The organism is Acinetobacter seifertii (genome assembly GCF_000368065.1).
Lineage (GTDB): Bacteria > Pseudomonadota > Gammaproteobacteria > Pseudomonadales > Moraxellaceae > Acinetobacter > Acinetobacter seifertii.
Window position 1 is genome coordinate 251,042 of sequence record NZ_KB851199.1, and the last position, 18,281, is coordinate 269,322.

General features: G+C 38.8%; 17 protein-coding genes. 8 read left to right on the forward strand and 9 right to left on the reverse strand.

All coding sequences use genetic code 11. From position 1 onward, the window contains the following. Nucleotides 1-26: 26 nt before the first annotated feature. The 3 genes from F985_RS06140 to leuC form a co-directional block, all read right to left on the reverse strand. Nucleotides 27-617 (reverse strand): hypothetical protein, encoded by a 591-nt coding sequence (locus F985_RS06140; RefSeq protein WP_004698919.1) that lies wholly within the window; start codon nucleotides 615-617, stop codon nucleotides 27-29. A gap of 112 nt (nucleotides 618-729) precedes the next feature. Continuing rightward, a complete protein-coding gene (leuD, locus tag F985_RS06145; RefSeq protein WP_004698920.1) occupies nucleotides 730-1,377 on the reverse strand; it encodes a 3-isopropylmalate dehydratase small subunit in 648 nt (215 codons plus the stop codon). A gap of 18 nt (nucleotides 1,378-1,395) precedes the next feature. Then, nucleotides 1,396-2,814 (reverse strand): 3-isopropylmalate dehydratase large subunit, encoded by a 1,419-nt coding sequence (gene leuC, locus F985_RS06150; protein ID WP_025469066.1) that lies wholly within the window; start codon nucleotides 2,812-2,814, stop codon nucleotides 1,396-1,398. Between the two features lie 244 nt (nucleotides 2,815-3,058). Between leuC and F985_RS06155 the strand changes: the two genes are divergently transcribed. Both F985_RS06155 and F985_RS06160 read left to right on the forward strand, forming a co-directional pair. Further along, nucleotides 3,059-3,307: a DUF2061 domain-containing protein gene (locus F985_RS06155; protein WP_031944413.1), complete on the forward strand. Its 249-nt coding sequence runs from the start codon at nucleotides 3,059-3,061 to the stop codon at nucleotides 3,305-3,307. A 117-nt stretch (nucleotides 3,308-3,424) separates the two neighbouring features. Next, complete coding sequence (locus tag F985_RS06160; RefSeq protein WP_004698926.1) at nucleotides 3,425-4,285, forward strand: LysR family transcriptional regulator; 861 nt, start codon at nucleotides 3,425-3,427, stop codon at nucleotides 4,283-4,285. Between the two features lie 5 nt (nucleotides 4,286-4,290). Here F985_RS06160 and F985_RS06165 read toward each other — a convergent pair whose 3' ends face one another. Then, entirely contained in the window at nucleotides 4,291-4,527 is a 237-nt protein-coding gene (locus F985_RS06165; RefSeq protein WP_004698928.1) for a hypothetical protein, read from the reverse strand. Nucleotides 4,528-4,622: 95 nt separating this feature from the next. Between F985_RS06165 and F985_RS06170 the strand changes: the two genes are divergently transcribed. Beyond that, the gene (locus F985_RS06170; protein WP_004698929.1) at nucleotides 4,623-5,219 is read left to right on the forward strand and encodes a hypothetical protein; all 597 of its coding nucleotides are present in this window, start codon (nucleotides 4,623-4,625) and stop codon (nucleotides 5,217-5,219) included. A 4-nt stretch (nucleotides 5,220-5,223) separates the two neighbouring features. Here the strand turns inward: F985_RS06170 and F985_RS06175 are convergent, their stop codons facing one another. After that, complete coding sequence (locus tag F985_RS06175) at nucleotides 5,224-6,663, reverse strand: DUF2252 domain-containing protein (RefSeq protein ID WP_004698930.1); 1,440 nt, start codon at nucleotides 6,661-6,663, stop codon at nucleotides 5,224-5,226. A gap of 151 nt (nucleotides 6,664-6,814) precedes the next feature. Next, nucleotides 6,815-7,465, reverse strand: coding sequence for an HAD family hydrolase (locus F985_RS06180; RefSeq protein WP_004698931.1), 651 nt, complete (start codon nucleotides 7,463-7,465; stop codon nucleotides 6,815-6,817). A 183-nt stretch (nucleotides 7,466-7,648) separates the two neighbouring features. Here F985_RS06180 and F985_RS06185 point away from each other — a divergent pair, with 183 nt between their 5' ends. From F985_RS06185 to katG, 3 genes are all read left to right on the forward strand, one after another. Then, on the forward strand, nucleotides 7,649-8,134 hold the full coding sequence (locus tag F985_RS06185; protein ID WP_019458019.1) for an RNA pyrophosphohydrolase: 486 nt from the start codon (nucleotides 7,649-7,651) through the stop codon (nucleotides 8,132-8,134). 84 nt (nucleotides 8,135-8,218) lie between these two features. Next, entirely contained in the window at nucleotides 8,219-10,513 is a 2,295-nt protein-coding gene (ptsP, locus tag F985_RS06190; RefSeq protein WP_004698933.1) for a phosphoenolpyruvate--protein phosphotransferase, read from the forward strand. Nucleotides 10,514-11,024: 511 nt separating this feature from the next. Next, nucleotides 11,025-13,181 carry a catalase/peroxidase HPI gene (katG, locus tag F985_RS06195; RefSeq protein WP_004698934.1) on the forward strand — a complete coding sequence of 719 codons (2,157 nt, stop codon included), beginning with the start codon at nucleotides 11,025-11,027 and terminating at the stop codon, nucleotides 13,179-13,181. Nucleotides 13,182-13,246: 65 nt separating this feature from the next. On the opposite strand, the gene F985_RS06200 is transcribed toward katG, so the two are convergent. Continuing rightward, complete coding sequence (locus tag F985_RS06200) at nucleotides 13,247-14,299, reverse strand: MBL fold metallo-hydrolase (RefSeq protein WP_004698935.1); 1,053 nt, start codon at nucleotides 14,297-14,299, stop codon at nucleotides 13,247-13,249. A gap of 693 nt (nucleotides 14,300-14,992) precedes the next feature. Here F985_RS06200 and hcaR point away from each other — a divergent pair. Both hcaR and F985_RS06210 read left to right on the forward strand, forming a co-directional pair. Beyond that, complete coding sequence (hcaR, locus tag F985_RS06205; RefSeq protein ID WP_004698936.1) at nucleotides 14,993-15,892, forward strand: DNA-binding transcriptional regulator HcaR; 900 nt, start codon at nucleotides 14,993-14,995, stop codon at nucleotides 15,890-15,892. A 242-nt stretch (nucleotides 15,893-16,134) separates the two neighbouring features. After that, nucleotides 16,135-16,812 carry a DUF1345 domain-containing protein gene (locus F985_RS06210; protein WP_004698937.1) on the forward strand — a complete coding sequence of 226 codons (678 nt, stop codon included), beginning with the start codon at nucleotides 16,135-16,137 and terminating at the stop codon, nucleotides 16,810-16,812. Nucleotides 16,813-16,868: 56 nt separating this feature from the next. On the opposite strand, the gene F985_RS06215 is transcribed toward F985_RS06210, so the two are convergent. Together F985_RS06215 and F985_RS06220 are read right to left on the reverse strand one after the other, a co-directional pair. Beyond that, entirely contained in the window at nucleotides 16,869-17,474 is a 606-nt protein-coding gene (locus F985_RS06215) for a glutathione S-transferase family protein (RefSeq protein ID WP_004698938.1), read from the reverse strand. A gap of 49 nt (nucleotides 17,475-17,523) precedes the next feature. Beyond that, a complete protein-coding gene (locus F985_RS06220) occupies nucleotides 17,524-18,219 on the reverse strand; it encodes a helix-turn-helix transcriptional regulator (RefSeq protein WP_004698939.1) in 696 nt (231 codons plus the stop codon). Nucleotides 18,220-18,281 lie beyond the last annotated feature (62 nt).

Consider the following 18,281-nt stretch of genomic DNA (forward strand, 5'->3'; position numbering starts at 1 on the left):
TTTCCATTTTCAAAGACAAGACAGCGTTATGACTGTCGTGGTGTTAGTTTTTTCTGTTCGAGAAATTCACCGAGTCCTGTGGTTACATCAAATGGTCGACAAAAACGGCGAATGACACGCCCATCCTGCTCTAAGTCAACACATAATGGATCTGGTACAGAAACATTGAGCAAACTACCCGAACGATTAGATTTGTCTCGGTACATTTTAAACATATAGCGATGATTAGCTTTAAATTGGTGAATAACATGGATCGTTTCTGCCCGATCTGGAGAAATCGGATAAAAACGAATGACCACTTCATATTGCTTAGCAGGCACAGACAGATACAAACTATTGCTTTGACTCAACAGCGAACCATTTAATCTCACAATTCCTTGATGAATTGCCTGATTACTAATTCTGCGTGTCTGTGCATCAACGACAGTAATATCATTTAGTCGTTCGAATTCGCAACTTTTTGCACCCGAACAATATATTGCTGCATTCTGCCCCAAATTTTCATGTTTGGCCTGCTTAATACGAACAGTATCGACCACATTGTAAGTGCTTTGACAAGCACTAAGTGTTATTGCGCACAGGCCCAACAAAAAGCTATGAGTAACGTTCCTCTTCATTGTTCAAGCCCAATCCTCATCTAGTGCATAATTTTAAGGTGTTTTTATGCTTTAGCATGTTAGCAAGAGTTTGAACACGACGCCATGACTATGTTTAAAATGTACCAAAAGGTTAATTTATCTCTTGGAATACCCAAGGACGAACCTGTTTAGTTTTTTCTTCATAAGCGCGAATTGCATCTGCATTTTGAAGAGTTAAACCAATATCATCCAAGCCATTTAACAAGCAATGCTTACGAAATGGATCTACCTCGAATTTAAATGCTTCGCCATTTGGTGTACGAACTTCTTGCGCAGCTAAATCAATAGTTAATTGATAACCTTCATTCGCAGCACATTCTTTAAATAACTGATCAACAATGTTCTCAGGCAAAATGACTGGCAACATGCCGTTTTTAAAACAGTTATTAAAGAAAATATCCGCAAAACTTGGTGCAATAACAGTACGGAAACCATATTCGTTTAATGCCCAAGGTGCATGTTCACGACTTGAACCACAACCAAAGTTAGTACGAGCAATTAAAACTGTTGCACCTTGATAACGCGGTTGATTCAAAACAAAATCAGGGTTCTTTGGACGTACCGAGTTATCTTGACCTGGGTAGCCTTCATCTAAATAGCGAAGTTCATCAAATAAATTGTCGCCAAAACCAGTACGTTTAATCGATTTTAAAAACTGTTTTGGAATAATCAAATCTGTATCGACATTGGCACGATCTAATGGTGCAACGATACCTTGTTCAACTGTATAAGCTTTCATGGTTTGCTCCAGACCGAATTAAAATGAACGAACGTCAACAAAATGACCCGCGATTGCAGCCGCCGCTGCCATTGCCGGACTCACCAAATGAGTACGACCACCATTACCTTGACGACCTTCAAAGTTACGATTTGATGTCGATGCACAGTGTTCACCCGGTTGTAACTTGTCTGCGTTCATTGCTAAACACATTGAACAACCCGGTTCACGCCATTCAAAGCCAGCTTCCAAGAAAATTTTATCCAAACCTTCTTTTTCTGCCTGTTGTTTAACTAAACCAGAACCCGGAACAATCATGGCTTGCTTAATGCTAGAAGCCACTTTACGGCCTTTAACCACTTCAGCAGCAGCACGAATATCTTCAATACGTGAGTTAGTGCAAGAACCAATAAACACACGATCAAGTTGAATATCACCCAATGCTTGACCTGCATTTAAACCCATATATTGATACGCACGCGTCCAGTCACTACGTTGTACGTCATCTTTGGCTTGTTCTAAGGTTGGTACAGCTTTCGACACTGGAATCACCATCTCAGGTGAAGTACCCCAAGACACTTGTGGCTCAATCTCTGCGCCATTTAATTCAACAACTGCATCAAAAACAGCATCATCGTCTGAATGTAAAGTGTTCCAGTAAGCAACCGCTTGTTCCCACTGCTCACCTTTTGGTGCGTAGCTACGGCCTTTTACGTATTCAATAGTCTTATCATCAACTGCGACCATACCAACACGAGCACCCGCTTCAATCGCCATGTTGCATACCGTCATACGTCCTTCAATCGACATATCACGGAAAACTTGACCACCGAACTCAATTGCGTAACCCGTGCCGCCTGCAGTACCGATTTTACCGATAATCGCCAAAACGACATCTTTTGGTGTTACACCCTTACCTAAAACGCCATCAACACGAACCAACATATTTTTTGATTTTTTCTGAATCAAACATTGTGTCGCTAAAACGTGTTCAACTTCAGATGTCCCAATACCATGTGCCAAACAGCCAAAAGCACCGTGAGTCGCTGTATGCGAGTCACCGCACACCACAGTCATGCCCGGCAAAGTTAAGCCCTGTTCAGGACCAACAACATGCACAATACCTTGACGAATATCATTAATACCAAATTCAACGATATTAAAAGCCTTACAGTTATCATCTAAGGTTTGAACCTGAATACGAGACGTATCATCTTCAATACCTGCAATACCCTGATCACGCTCTTTTTTAGACGTTGGAACGTTATGGTCTGGTGTAGCCACGTTTGCGCTTAAACGCCATGGTTGACGACCTGCAAGTTGCAAACCTTCAAATGCTTGTGGACTCGTCACTTCATGCAATAAATGACGGTCGATATAAAGTAAGCACGAACCATCATCACGCTGTGAAACTACGTGGTCATCCCACAATTTGTCATATAAAGTTTTGCCTGCCATGTCGTCTTGCTCCATTGGACTGGGTAATTCTAATCTTTCTTCGATTATAGCCAGAGTTTCACATAAATCTAATTTATCATTTTTATAAATTAGAAAACTTTTAGGAATCATTCCCGTGTTTATTTATATTACTCAAAAATATTTAAATCGGTTTTGTTAATGATTATCATTTGCATAATCCATTTTTAATCTTATACTCTCATCTCTATACTAAAAATATCAAATATAGGTAGAGAGAATAATGATGGCTAATATTCAAAAATTCGTTGTAAAAAACCAACGTACATTAAAGAAAACCTTAAGTTACTACATTATGCATATTACGGTAGCAATGCTAGTCGCGTACTTTGTAACAGGTAACATTTGGATGGCTTTAACCTTAAGTATGTTAGAACCAACCGTACAAGCATTTGCTTTTTTCTTTCATGAAAAAGTATGGGCAGCCAAAGACCGCCGTATATCAGCTTTAGACGAAAATGAGACAACTGCTTAGGTTAAAATTAATACGCGAAATCACAAGTTTATAGAACGTTTAGCTGCAAGCATGATACGATTTTGGCTTGGCGACTTTAGCCTCTCTCGATTTTTCTATTCCAAGTAGAGTTGTATTATGAATCTTGCAGCCTTTGAAGCTTTTGTAAAAGTTATGGAAACAGGGTCTATCTCTGTTGCTGCAGATCAACTCTTTATTACCCAGCCTGCTGTAACCAAACGTATTCATAGCCTCGAAGAATACTTCGGCGTAAAGCTATTTGAGTCGGCAGGACGTGGGGTCCAAGCCACTCATGCTGCACATTCGTTATTACCAAAAGTCAAAAACTGGTTAAATGAACTTAAAGATATTCACCACACATTAAGTCATGAACAAACGCAAATACAAGGCCGTTTAAAAATCGGGACGAGTCATCACATCGGTTTGCACCACTTACCTTCCCCACTTAAACACTTTGTTCAGCAGTTTCCTCAAGTCACGCTTGACGTACATTTTGTTGACTCAGAACAAGCACATGAACAGGTCCTTGCTGGTGATTTAGAGCTTGCATTTTTAACACTTCCACCTTCAGGCGATGAGCGTCTTAACTACATTACCATCTGGAATGATCCTTTAGTCTTCGTTGCTGCCCCATTTCATCCATTGGCACAGCAAAAGAATTTGACCTTACAAGACTTAATCGAATACCCAAGCTTATTACCAGCTGCACAGACTTATACGGCTCAAATCACTTTGGCTGAGTTCGAAAAACAAGGGCTTAAACCCAAAATCACCATGAGTAATAATCCACTAGAGTCTATTCGTATGTTGGTGTCGATTGGTTTAGGTTGGTCAGTTTTACCAAAAACTCTACTGAATCAGGATATGCAGCAGCTTGATTTAGATGTCGAGATGAATCGCCAATTAGGTATGGTATGGCACCCTGCACGTACTCAATCTAGAGCTATGCAAGAGTTGATTAAAATGATGCAGAAATAACTGTATTAATGACTATATTTTTTAAAAAGAATGTAAATTAAAACTGCGAAAGGCAGTAGTAAAAACAGAACTCCCCAACTGAAAAATATAGCAGCAAAAATAATTCCACCAATTGCACTCATAAACAGTAAGGCAATGATATAAATAAATAATTCACCAAAAATAGTGGTAATCAGCTGGGCGATAAACTCTTCAAAGAAATTATTGCTGCTTTCATTTTTAGTACGTCTGTTTTTAGCCATGCTATTTTAATTAATAAAGTCATATATTGATCGGAAATGATACTGTAAATATATACCCTTTACTCTACTATCATTACACTTTTCACTTAAGATTCATGATCGTGAATAATCAATATTCAAAGATAATTAAAATTGGTTTATACGGATTCGTAGCTTTAGCTCTCTTAATTCTTGCAACATTGATCTGGTTTAAACCGATACGTGTTGTTTTCGCACATCATCTTTCACTATTACATTGTGAAGATCATATATGTGTAGATGATGCAAAGGCAGAACCTCTTGCAAAGACACTTTATAATCGTTCATTACAAGAAACCCAAGATAAAGTAGGTGCTTTTCATCAACAGCCCACTATGGTTTTTTGCTCAACTCTAGAGTGCGCAAATACCTTTGGTATGGAAAAAGCAGCCGCTAAAGCAGTGGGTAATTTGGGATTATTGGTTGCACCGCGTGGTTGGAAAGATTTCTACATCACCCATGAACTTATTCATCACCGACAAGCCGAAGAATGGGGAAATATTGCAATGCTGACTAAACCTAAATGGCTAGTAGAAGGCATGGCTTATAGTTTAAGTGATGACCCACGCCCTACGTTATCGGAGCCCTTTCAGCAATGGCGGGCTCAATTTAAGCTTTGGCATCAACAAAACCCTGATCCAAATATTTGGTATACCACAGGCAAAGTTAAGTAATTTATTAAAGCGCATCATCTCCAGCGAGCTGAATCTGACTATCAGCAATTTCATTCATAAATTGCTGATAGTCGTTTAAATTACGCTCTGCATATTCTTCTGCATAGGTTTGTAATACGTCTACAATCGTATCACCCTCTCCAAGATATCCCATAAGTACATCTGCATTTCCAGATTTTGCATGGGCATGCGCTAAAGCTAAGCCACAATCTTCAGCATACTTATAGAAATACTCTTCATCCATATCATTAAGATTAAAAGAGATTTTCATATCACGTAACTGACGTACATGAAAATGTTGATTCGATATTGAAGAAAATCCAAGAAATATATCACTTGCGGCCTGCATGAGTTGCTGACCATGTACCACACGTTCACCTTCGTGACTTACTTTTTCTACAAATAACGGACTAAGAATTGATGGATTCGCTTCTTTCATTTGTAAAATTAACGGTTCCCGATCTGCATCTTGAAATAATGCAATCGCAGATCTGGTACCAACACTTCCAATACCAACCACTTTAAAGGCCACATCTGTACATTGATAACGATCAAAAAGTACTTGGCGATCATATTTCAAAGAATCACGGTATTGTTGAAAGAATACATCAACATCTTTACTAAATGGTTCATCTGCACTGGGGTGCCATAATAACGGCAGATCATCTACAAAATGACGCAATCCCGTCTCTTGGTCTTGTTGGGTAAGCTTCGGCAAAACAGAATACACAGTTTTTTTCTGTGCCGAATCAATATCCTTTTCGCTTTTCTTCCTGAGTTTTCGGCATTCAGTATTTTCTAATAAGGTAATGGCATCAATTTTTTCATACCAAACTTGTAGGGGTGAAAGTTTCGCATTTTCTAATAAGTGCTGACGATAACTATTCAGCATTATTTTAATTGCCCTTAAACCCACCTTATCTGCAAGATTAATATCACGAGCTGCAATCACAAAACTGGTTGCTAAACGCTTTACATCCCATTCAAATGGGGCAACTAAAGTTTCATCAAAGTCGTTGAGTCCAAATAACAAGTTACGTTCTGGACTTGCAAAACCACCAAAATTACTTAAATGACAATCACCACAAATTTGCTGAAATAAACCTGTATTTACCTGCTCCCATGCTTGGTCAAATAGCATCAAAGAAGGCATGCCACGATAAAATGTAAACGGTGAAACACTCATCCGTTTTGCACGAATCGGTTTGAGTTTTTCTAAACGCCCTTGGTTGCTCCAATCATAAATCGTTAAAGCAGTTATACCTTTTGGTCGTTCAGAAAGCTTTGACAACTGCTCACGCGCTACTTTTTTGCGTTGAGCCTTACCTAATTTGAAGCCGTCACTTTTACTTAGTAATTTTTCCTGATAGCGATGGCGTGTTAAGTCAATACTTTGATCATTCCAAAGTTGGCTTGGTAATTTAATCTGTGGTGTTTTTGACATTATTACCTCATTTTTAAAATTTATTTTTATTGAACTTATCAATATTTATTATTGGATTAGGATTTTCAAGAAATATAAAAAATCATTTAAATATAATAAATGAAGAGTTGGAAGACCTTAAATACCGCATAGCTCTTCCAACTCGATCATCTTAAATCGACCAGTCCTGAATTTCCCAGTTGTGCTCTTGAGCTAACTTTTCTAGACGATCATCAGGGTTTACCGCAATCGCATGCGTTGCATATTCAAGTAAAAAGCGGTCATTGATTGAATCTGAATACGCCCAAGACTCAGATACGCTGCGTCCAGCCAACCAGTCGTCAAGACGTGCAAGTTTACCTTTTTGATAACATGCCAAGCCCGCAACTTTACCTGTATATTTTCCGTCAGCCATTTCAGCATTGGTCGCTAAAATTTCGGTAATACCAAATTCACGAAAAATTGGCGCGGTAATAAAATCACTTGTTGCCGTAATACCCACAATGGTATGACCTAAGTCTTGGTGTTTCTTAATCGCATCGAAGCCTTTAGGGCGCATTTGTGGACGAATCACTTTTTGCATGAACAATTGGTGAAGCTCTGTTAAGTAGCTATTGTCATGTTTTGTTAAGAAACCAAAAACGAATTCATTATAAGCATATGGGTCAAGTTGCCCTGCTTTGTAATCTTCATAAAATTTATCATTCATCTGACGATGATGAACCGGATCAACCAAACCTTCATTGACTAAAAATTCACCCCACGAGTGGTCTGAATCGGTATTTAACAAGGTATGGTCTAAATCAAACAACGCCAGTTTCATGAAAATTCTCGTTTAAACTGAAATTTAAGAAAAAAAATGTAAATCTATCTCCGCTAGTCGATAGAAATTCGTTAAGATCGTAGCAATTTAAACATTTTACTTTGATCTTTTCGAGCTGGACATAAAAAAGTGTTTGTCCCCGCGATTAAAGTCAACGATATAGATAAGTATTTAGGTAGCCAAATGATCGACTCAGAAGGTTTCCGACCCAATGTCGGGATCATTTTGGCAAACGATGATGGACAGGTTTTATGGGCAAAGCGCATTGGTCACAATGCTTGGCAATTTCCACAAGGAGGCATCCAGTTTGGAGAAACCCCTGAACAGGCACTTTTTCGAGAACTGAGAGAAGAAATCGGCTTATTGCCCGAACATGTCCAGATTATTGCGCAAACCAAAGGATGGCTGCGTTATCGTTTGCCACATCGGTACATTCGGTCAGACTCTGACCCTGTATGTATCGGACAGAAACAAAAATGGTTTTTACTGAAGTTAACTGCACCTGCAAAAAACATTCAGTTAAACCTCTCTGACCCGCCCGAATTTGACGAATGGCAGTGGGTTAGCTATTGGTATCCTCTTGGTCAAGTGGTCAACTTCAAGCGTGATGTTTACCGCAAAGCCATGGTGGAGTTGTGTACACAGTTGCCGTTGCAACAATTACCCTAAAAATCATTTATCTAGCAAATGATTTTTATTAAAAGTGCTGTTATAAATACATTCATAGTCTAAAAAATACTGGAGTATACATCCATGTCAAACATGCAACTCGACACTCTAAGACGCATTGTCCAAGAGATTAATGCGTCCGTGAGTTTGCATGAATCGTTAGACATTATGGTCAATCAGGTTGCTGAGGCCATGAAAGTGGATGTTTGCTCTATTTATTTACTCGATGAACGCAACCAGCGTTACGTCTTGATGGCCTCAAAAGGCTTAAATCCAGAATCTGTTGGTCATGTCTCATTGCAGATAGGTGAAGGCTTGGTCGGTTTGGTTGGGCAACGTGAAGAAATTGTTAACCTTGACAATGCCCCAAAACATGAGCGCTTCTTGTATTTACCTGAAACGGGCGAAGAAATTTATAACTCATTCCTCGGCGTACCTGTCATGTACCGTCGTAAAGTTATGGGCGTTTTAGTTGTCCAAAATAGACTTCCTCAAGACTTTAGCGAAGCAGCCGAATCATTTTTAGTTACGCTCTGTGCTCAGCTTTCTGGGGTGATTGCGCATGCTCACGCGGTTGGCAACATCGATGTATTTCGTAAGCCAAGTAATGGGCCTGCCTATAAAACCTTCCAAGGTGCGTCAGGTGCAGGTGGTGTTGCTTTAGGTCGCGCTATTATTTTGTATCCACCTGCCGATTTGGGCGCTGTCCCTGACCGTGAAGCAGAAGATATTAGCCATGAGCTTCGCCTTTTAGATCAAGCGATTTCATCAGTTCGTTCAGAGATTCGTTCTTTAGACGAAAAAATGCATGATTCACTCATGGCAGAAGAACGCGCTTTATTTAGCGTTTTCTTAAGAATGCTAGATGAAAATGCATTACCCGCAGAAATTAAAGATCTGATTCGTGATGGTCATTGGGCACAAGGTGCTGTACGTCGTGTCATTGAAAAACACACCGCCCTATTTGCACAAATGGAAGATGACTATCTTCGCGAACGTGTTTCCGACCTTAAAGATTTAGGCCGACGTATTTTAGCGTGTTTACAAGAAGAAGATTCTAGCCACCGTGAACTCAGTCCAGACAGTATTTTAATTGGTGAAGAAATTAGTACTGCTGCACTCGTCGAGTTACCGGTCGATAATATCGCTGCTATTGTAACCTCCGAAGGTGCTGCTAACTCGCATATGGTAATTGTGGCACGCGCATTGGGTATTCCAACAGTGGTTGGTGTCACTGAACTACCTGTTAACACGCTTGATGATGCAGAAATGATTGTGGATGCTTATCAGGGCCGAGTTTTTGTAAACCCGCCACGTCGTTTACGTCAACGTTATAAAGAAATTCAAAAAGAAGATGAGCAAATCGCAAAAGATCTCAAGCAATACGAGACCAAAGAGGCGATTACTCCAGATGGTGTATCTGTTCAACTTTATGTAAATACAGGTCTCATGATTGATGTCGTTCGCGGCGTACAACGTGGCGCGCAAGGTGTAGGTCTATACCGAAGTGAAATTCCATTCATGTTACGGGAACGTTTCCCTGGTGAAGAAGAACAGCGTGCTATCTATCGTCAACAGTTGAGCCACTTTGCCAATAAACCAGTGGTCATGCGAACTCTCGATATTGGTGCCGATAAAGACTTGCCATACTTCAGTATTGAAGAAGAAAACTCGGCGTTAGGATGGCGTGGTATTCGTTTTACGCTTGATCATCCAGAGATTTTCTCGGCGCAAATTCGTGCAATGCTCAAAGCCAGTATTGGTTTAAATAACTTGCATATTCTATTGCCAATGGTGACAACAGTAAGTGAAGTCGAAGAAGTGCTTTATTTACTTGAGCGTGATTGGATCGCTGTGCAAGAAGAAGAGCAAGTTAAAATTACTAAACCAAAAATCGGGATTATGGTAGAGGTACCAAGCGTACTGCTACAAATTGATGAGTTTGCAGAGCTTGTTGATTTCTTCTCGGTTGGTTCAAATGATTTAACTCAATACTTACTTGCGGTAGACCGTAATAACCCGCATGTGGCCAGCGTATATTCACACTTCCATCCATCCATTTTGCGTGCCTTGACCCGACTAGTGAAGGAATGTCACAAATACCAAAAACCGGTAAGTATTTGTGGTGAGATGGCAGGTGATCCTTTGTCCGCAATCTTACTGATGGCAATGGGCTTTAATACCCTTTCTATGAGTTCAAGCAACATCTTACGTGTCCGTAAAGCAATTTGTCATGTACCCATGACAGATGCTCAAAAATTACTTGATGATGTGATGAAAATGAATAACCCGCTTATTGTAAAAAGCTGGCTTGAGTACTACTTTAAAACGCATGGTTTAGCCGATATGGTTAAATCTAACCGTCTTGTCACCGTATAAATACTTTAAAAGGAGAGTTTTAACTCTCCTTTTTTATTGAACTATTTTTTGGATTTTCTCTTTATTTCAAACTCTCATTTACTGTACTCAATAATTTTGCTTAACTCTTGAAATCGGTTTTACCTATCAATATAGACAATTTAATCCATTTGAAAAATAAATATTCAGATTTTAGTATATTTAAAGAACGAAGTTGAAAGATATTGCGATGTTTCAATGATTAAGGAGCTCATGCTATGCATCATTATTTGCAAAAGTCGAACCATTTTCCCTCTTGTTTTTTAGTCTTCATGCAGTAAATTGAAGGAATAATAAACAAAGGAAACTTATGTAGTATTGAATAAAAATGATGAGCTGACATAACAGTGAAAAAATTTAAACAGTTTACTTCACCACTTCTTCTCTCATTTCTTTATTCGCTACACATAATTTTTTAACCCAGAAGTCCAGGAAAATGAGCATTCGGTTCCATTTAAAGCTCAAATAAATATTACCCAGAGAGAATATAATCATGTCAAACGAATCAAAATGTCCCTTTTCAGGTCATAACTCAAAACCACAAGTAGCCCTCGGTGGTGGCACGACTAATTTACACTGGTGGCCAAATCAATTACGTGTTGACTTGCTTAATCAACATTCAGAACGCTCTAATCCACTTGGTAAAGATTTTAATTACCGTGAAGAATTTAAAAAAATTGACTACTACGCCCTTAAAGCTGATATCAAAAATGTATTAACCGACTCCCAAGACTGGTGGCCAGCCGATTGGGGAAATTACACAGGCTTATTTATTCGTTTAGCATGGCATGCTGCGGGTACCTATCGCATGGGTGATGGCCGTGGTGGTGCAGGTCGTGGTCAACAACGTTTTGCACCATTAAATAGTTGGCCTGACAATGCGAGCTTAGATAAAGCACGTCGTTTATTATGGCCAGTTAAACAGAAATATGGTCAAAAAATATCGTGGGCAGATTTATTTATTCTTGCTGGGAACATTGCACTTGAATCTTCTGGCTTCCGTACCTTTGGTTTTGGTGCAGGTCGTGAAGATGTTTGGGAACCAGATAACGATGTAAACTGGGGCGATGAAAAAGAATGGTTAGCTCACCGTAACTCTGAAGCTTTGGCAGGTAGTAATCTTGCTGCAACCGAAATGGGTCTAATTTATGTGAACCCTGAAGGTCCAGAAGCTAGTGGTGACCCAAGGTCGGCTGCTCCATTTATTCGTGCGACTTTCGGCAACATGGCAATGGATGATGAAGAAATTGTTGCTTTGATTGCAGGCGGGCACACCTTAGGTAAAACGCATGGTGCAGCCCCTGCTGACCATGTTCAGGCTGATCCTGAAGGTGCTCCAATTGAACAAATGGGCTTTGGCTGGTCAAATAGCTTTGGTACAGGTGTTGGTAAAGATGCGATCACTTCAGGTTTAGAAGTGATTTGGTCACAGACTCCAACACAATGGAGCAATTACTTCTTTGAAAACCTATTCAAATATGAATGGGTACAAGAACGCTCACCTGCTGGTGCAATTCAATGGGTAGCAGCAGATGCTGAAGCGATTATTCCTGATCCATTCGATCCGTCAGTTAAACGTAAGCCAACTATGCTGACTACAGATTTGACTTTACGTTTTGACCCTGAGTTTGAAAAGATCTCTCGTCGCTTCCATGACGACCCTCAAGCATTCGCAAATGCATTTGCTCGTGCATGGTTCAAGTTAACTCACCGTGATATGGGGCCAAAAGCACGTTATTTAGGCCCTGAAGTACCTGCTGAAGATTTAATTTGGCAAGACCCATTACCTGCTGCTAGCGCTATACCATCTGCTGCAAGCATTGCTGATGCAAAAGCAAAAATTGCTGCGTTAGGATTATCTGCTGGTGAGTTAGTTTCTCTTGGTTGGGCATCAGCATCAACATTCCGTGGTGGAGACAAACGCGGTGGTGCAAACGGTGCACGCATTGCTTTAGCGCCTCAACGTGGTTGGGAAGTCAATAAAAAAGCTGTTGAGACTTTAACTAAAATTGAAGAGCTCAAAGCATCGACCCAATTGTCATTGGCTGACTTAATTGTGCTTGCAGGTAACGTGGGTGTAGAGCAAGCTGCTCAAGCGGCAGGCTTTAACATTAGCGTTCCATTTGCTCCTGGTCGTGTTGATGCATTACAAAGTCAAACTGATATCGAAACTTTCCAATTGCTACTCGGCGCTGCTGATGGCTTTAGAAACTGGAAGAAAGAAGGTATCAATACACCAGCTGAAATCTTATTGATTGATAAAGCTCAGCAACTGACTTTGACTGCACCAGAGTTAACTGCATTAATTGGTGGTTTACGTGTACTGGGCACCAATTGGGATGATTCACAACATGGTGTATTCACTCAGCAAGTGGGTGTACTCAGCACAGATTTCTTTACAAACTTACTCGACATGTCGAATGTATGGGCACCTGTTGATTCAACAAGTGAAGTATTTGAAGGCAAAGACCGTAAGACAGGTACAGTCAAATTTACTGCGACACGTAATGACTTAGTTTTTGGTTCAAACTCAATTTTACGTGCCTTGTCAGAAGTTTATGCTCAAGCCGATGGTAAAGAAAAATTTGTTCAAGACTTTGTTGCAGCATGGACAAAAGTCATGAATCTTGACCGTTTTGACTTAGCTTAATTTAAGTCAAAATCAAAAAAGCCAGTTCACATTGAACTGGCTTTTTTATATACAATATTGAGGTTCTAGACAGTCAATTTATGCCCTTCTCGAATACAATAAAAAGGATTAGCAAGTTTTGAGGAAGCTTTAATAGCGTGAGCTAAAGCATGCTCTGGATCTTCACGATTTTCATCTGTTAACTGAAAGGTTCGATAGTGAATCGCAACGGAACGATGGGCTTGTAAATCTAAATGTGCATGGACTGCGTCTTGAGGATTCATATGAACATAGCTCATTAGTTTACGAGGTTCATAAGCTCCAATTGGAAGTAAAGCAACACGCGGTGCCCCATAACGTGCATGAATTTGTTTGAAATGTCCTGCATAACCAGTGTCACCAGCAAAAAAACAATGTCCCGTTTTTGCTAAAACCGAAAACCCGCCCCAAAGTGCTTTATTTTGGTCACGTAAACCACGTCCCGAACCATGCTGAGCAGGTGTATAAACAATTCTTAACTCGTGATAAGGAATTTCCTGCCACCAGTCCATTTCAATGACATGGAACTCTTTAGGCAAGTAAAACCCGTTACCTAGCCCTGTATAAATCGGCATTGCGAATTTTTTATGTAGCCATTCAAGCGTTGCTAAATCCATATGATCATAATGATTATGGCTCAGTAAAACTCCATGAATAGTTGGCAACTGTTCCAAGGCAAAACCTGCTGGACATACACGGCGTGGACCACGACCATGCAGTGGACTCGCATAATCACACCATACTGGGTCAGTAATAAAGTTATATGGTCCAATTTGAATAAGTACAGTCGCGTGACCGACAAACCAAACTTGCCAATCATCTAAGTCCGCATGAGGGCGATTTTGTGGCAACGCAATTGGTGTATTAATACGCGCTTCGTATTCGTGTTGAATATCTACATTCCATGTATAAGATTCACGGGTAACTAACCAGCGTAATAGCTCTTTCGATCCCCGTGCTGGTGACCTAGGCTGCTGATTATAAAAACGAGTATCTTTTTCGTGGCCCAATTCAGGATGGCAAAAAGGCGGCTTTATCCAAGTATGCGTCCAACAGGACTGAGTCGGCAATTGATACGTTAATGTCGGCTTGTCTTTCATGGGCTTATTCTATGGTTGTAGCATCGAGAGGATGAATCATACTGTCTTCTATCTTAGCGATTTAAATAAATTAAGCTATGAAACTTACATTTATTTATCATATAAATATCCCTTTTATTTTCATCGCCACCCACACACATCAATCTAAACTGCCACAAAAGAATGTCTAGATATGTTGAGTTTGTGATTCATTAATTACAGTGTTTATTAAAAGCTACTGTATAACATAACAATCCTATATAATAAGCCGCCTATAACGAAAGGAGGAATTGTTTTTATCTCAGTTAATCAATTTTTATAAAATTGCTGACTTTTTTGATATGCATAAAAATCGGAAAATACGGCAACATACAAGCGATACATTTATTAACAAAATACTATTGATACACAACTATACAAAGATTTCCTCCTATCAAAGCTTCTACAAATAATAGTCTTTTTCATAATATGAGAAAATTACATATTATTTTTCAAGAGTAATTAAAATTTATGACTAGAATTTAAAATAAATTTGATTGTGAAGCTGGATTAATATATTTTATAAATTAATAATTAAAAAATTTTTCATATTAAATTAATAATGATTTATAAATTTTCATTTATTTTATAAATATCTAAAGCATCTTCACGCTATATACTTTTATGCTTTATACTTTACTTAAATCATAGTAAGACATTTTTTGGATTAGTCTTATGGAATTACGCCATCTTCGATATTTCATCACTGTTGCTGAAGAATTAAATTTTAGTAAGGCCGCTCTCAAACTCTATACCGCGCAACCCTCCCTTAGCCAACAAATTAAAGATTTAGAAGAAGATGTCGGAGTACGACTTTTAAATCGCACAAAACGTAAAGTCGAATTAACAGAAGAAGGTGAAGTATTTTTAGAACATGCTCGTTTAACACTAGCCCAAGCTGATAAGGCAGTCGCTTTGGCACGCCAAGTCTCGAAGGCTAAACAACAGCTATTACGCATTGGTTTCGTCCCCATTGCAGAAATGAAAATTTTCCCCTATGTATTGCCAAATCTTCGCTTACAACACCCAGACCTTACGATTGAACTATCAAGCTTAAACAATACTGAGCAACTCAAAGCCTTAAAAAGAGGTGAACTCGATATCACCTTTACTCGTGACAATACTGAAACTGATGAAATTCAAAGCCAATTTGTTTTAACAGAACCTCTAATTTTTCTATTACCAAGAAATCATCCCCTCGCCAAATACGAACGTATCCCCGTAAAAGCGTTAAATGGTATTGATTTCATTATTCCTGCTGCTGAACAATCTAGTACCCTGCACAATACTATTTTAGAGTTTACTAAAACTTATAATATTGACCTCAATATTGTACAAAAGGCAGATAATATTTTACTTAACATTAATTCTGCTGGATCTGGACTAGGATGCACGATTTTACCAGCCTATATTGCTCCGCTAGGCGTTGCTAACACAGTGGTTCGTCCTCTAGATGTTGAATTACCTTCTTTAGATTTATTTGTGAGTTATCGTAAAAATACACAATCTGTTGGTGTTAAAAGATTTATTGATCAACTCAATAAAGTATTTCATCTTGATAAGAATCAAGATTAAACACCAAAGTTAAATCTACTTTTACTCTTAAATAATAAATTAGTTAGAAAATCTAAATTAAAGTATAAAATAAATGCATTTAATATTTATTTTATACTTTAATGAAGTAATTTAATTTTCAATAAATATATTATCTTTAATTTATAAAATATTATTAATAAGCATAAAGCATATATAAAACTTAATGTTAAATTAACCAAACAGTAAAAAATATTTACTAGAGCATATGGAGTGTCGAGTAAATGGTAGCACTATTAAAGCATTTGGGTCGTAGCGTGCGAAATCGACCTCACTTCTTTATTGCTTTATTTGTGGGAGTTATTGCCGGAACTCTATTGACTTGGTTCACCTCATGGAAATGGTCTACTATTTTATTAGTCAGCTGGAATGGTTCCATTGGCTTATATTTATTGCATGTTTTCAAACTAATGAAAAATGCAGATCACTCTCAAATGCAGCAACAAGCTAAAAAACAAGATGAAAGCAAATGGGTGATTATGCTGATTGTTTTACTGGCAATTTCTATGTGTTTAGTTGCTATTTTAGTACAGTTGTCCCAGCTTCCTTCTGACCATTATGCAAAATTAGGACACGTTGCTTTAGCTTTACTTACAATTGTTTCAGCATGGCTTTTTATGCACACAGTTTTCGCCTTGCATTATGCACATGACTTTTATATGGCTTTATCGAGAAATGAAGAAAGTGGCGGATTAGAGTTTCCAGGCACAAAAAATCCAACTTATCCCGACTTCTTATATTTTAGTTATATTATTGGCACTTCAGCACAAACAGCAGATGTATCGGTCACGACTAGGCATATGCGTTTGCTAAACTTATTTCATTTCGTACTGGCATTTGGCTTTAACACAACAATTTTAGCAATTTGTATTAACGTGGCTGCTGGTTTTATCAGTAACTAAAACGCTTGAGTTAAAAACAGAAAGCCACCCTAAAGGGTGGCTCGAAATAGTATAAATTACAGTAACTCGCCCATGCTGCTTCGTTTTAAGCCTTCACGTTGCTTAATCGTTTCAACATAACGTGTAATGGTAGGGTGTGATTCAATCGCATTCATTTTTAATTGCCATAACAGCATCGCGCCCACACTTACATCTGCTGCGGTAAATTGTTCACCACATAAATATGGATTTGCTTCACTTACCCCTTGAACCAAAGCTTGGTAAGCATCGTTATAATCACCATAACCAACAAACATTTTTTGCTCAGCTGTTACTTCTATTCCTAGAGCTTTATCAACGCCAGCAGCTTCCCAAGGACCTGCCATCATAAACAACCAACGATAGTACAAACCACGCTTTGGATCATTCAAGGCTGGTGCTAAACCTTTGTCACTAAACTTGTCGGCTAGATATGCACAAATTGCCCCCAACTCATAAATAACCACATCGCCATCTACCAATACAGGTACTTTTCCAAAAGGATTAAGTTTTAAATATTCTGGTGATTTCATCTCAGTCTTGTATTCGACTTCAATACGCTCACATTCAACACCAAGCTCGACTAAAAGCCAGTCGACAACCACACCACGCGATTCTTTGTTAGTATAAAGTTTAAGGCTCATTTTTTATGGCTCCTTGTTTATCGTGATGCTAGTCTACAAGGGTCTTTTGTCATTTTTTGTCAGTAGTCTTTTGCGATTCTTGCGCCCACCATTGCTGGAACAGTTGTTGTTTAAATGATGGATATAACTCTTGGGTTAAACTTAAGTGTTGAATACGATCCATTCTAAAATGTCGAAAGTCCTGTCGTAGTTCACACCATGCGGCCAACACAATTTTGTCATTAAAATATCCCAAAGCAAAAGGCCACAAGGTTCGAACACTACTTCGCTGTTGTTCATCATGATAATGCATCGAAATTTTGACTTGCTGCCGAATAGCTAACCGCACTTGTTCGACTCGATTTTCATCTACAGGCAGCCATGTGTTAAACGCTCTTAGGGTCGTTTGCTGTAATAAATATTGGCGATGCTCAGGCAAAACAGAATTTAATTTAGCTAAGATGGATGTAGATGATGATTGTAAAGACTGGTCAGGCACACTCTTTAACCAATACAGTGCCAAAAAAATAGCTTCAACTTCATTTTCATTGAGTGTCATTGGTGGTAATACAATGTCTTCTTTAAGCTGAAACCCCAAACCTGCCGATGCATCGATTCTCACACCTTGTGCACGTAGACTATCAATATCACGGTAAATACTACGAACACTAATTCCCATACGTTCAGCCAAGACTTGGGCAGTAACTGGATAACGGAATTCACGGAGTTGTTGTAAAAGATTTAATAAACGAATAGAACGGCTCATTTTTCTCATCTTATTGTTATTGGACTTACAATAAGAGGGAATAAATTCCCCCTTCTTATATC

Bases quoted from the DNA above. Each gene is read 5' to 3' on its own strand.
- F985_RS06140 (WP_004698919.1), bottom strand. From the start codon at position 617: ATGAAGAGGAACGTTACTCATAGCTTTTTGTTGGGCCTGTGCGCAATA.
- leuD (WP_004698920.1), bottom strand. From the start codon at position 1,377: ATGAAAGCTTATACAGTTGAACAAGGTATCGTTGCACCATTAGATCGT.
- leuC (WP_025469066.1), bottom strand. From the start codon at position 2,814: ATGGCAGGCAAAACTTTATATGACAAATTGTGGGATGACCACGTAGTT.
- F985_RS06155 (WP_031944413.1), top strand. From the start codon at position 3,059: ATGGCTAATATTCAAAAATTCGTTGTAAAAAACCAACGTACATTAAAG.
- F985_RS06160 (WP_004698926.1), top strand. From the start codon at position 3,425: ATGAATCTTGCAGCCTTTGAAGCTTTTGTAAAAGTTATGGAAACAGGG.
- F985_RS06165 (WP_004698928.1), bottom strand. From the start codon at position 4,527: ATGGCTAAAAACAGACGTACTAAAAATGAAAGCAGCAATAATTTCTTT.
- F985_RS06170 (WP_004698929.1), top strand. From the start codon at position 4,623: ATGATCGTGAATAATCAATATTCAAAGATAATTAAAATTGGTTTATAC.
- F985_RS06175 (WP_004698930.1), bottom strand. From the start codon at position 6,663: ATGTCAAAAACACCACAGATTAAATTACCAAGCCAACTTTGGAATGAT.
- F985_RS06180 (WP_004698931.1), bottom strand. From the start codon at position 7,465: ATGAAACTGGCGTTGTTTGATTTAGACCATACCTTGTTAAATACCGAT.
- F985_RS06185 (WP_019458019.1), top strand. From the start codon at position 7,649: ATGATCGACTCAGAAGGTTTCCGACCCAATGTCGGGATCATTTTGGCA.
- ptsP (WP_004698933.1), top strand. From the start codon at position 8,219: ATGTCAAACATGCAACTCGACACTCTAAGACGCATTGTCCAAGAGATT.
- katG (WP_004698934.1), top strand. From the start codon at position 11,025: ATGTCAAACGAATCAAAATGTCCCTTTTCAGGTCATAACTCAAAACCA.
- F985_RS06200 (WP_004698935.1), bottom strand. From the start codon at position 14,299: ATGAAAGACAAGCCGACATTAACGTATCAATTGCCGACTCAGTCCTGT.
- hcaR (WP_004698936.1), top strand. From the start codon at position 14,993: ATGGAATTACGCCATCTTCGATATTTCATCACTGTTGCTGAAGAATTA.
- F985_RS06210 (WP_004698937.1), top strand. From the start codon at position 16,135: ATGGTAGCACTATTAAAGCATTTGGGTCGTAGCGTGCGAAATCGACCT.
- F985_RS06215 (WP_004698938.1), bottom strand. From the start codon at position 17,474: ATGAGCCTTAAACTTTATACTAACAAAGAATCGCGTGGTGTGGTTGTC.
- F985_RS06220 (WP_004698939.1), bottom strand. From the start codon at position 18,219: ATGAGCCGTTCTATTCGTTTATTAAATCTTTTACAACAACTCCGTGAA.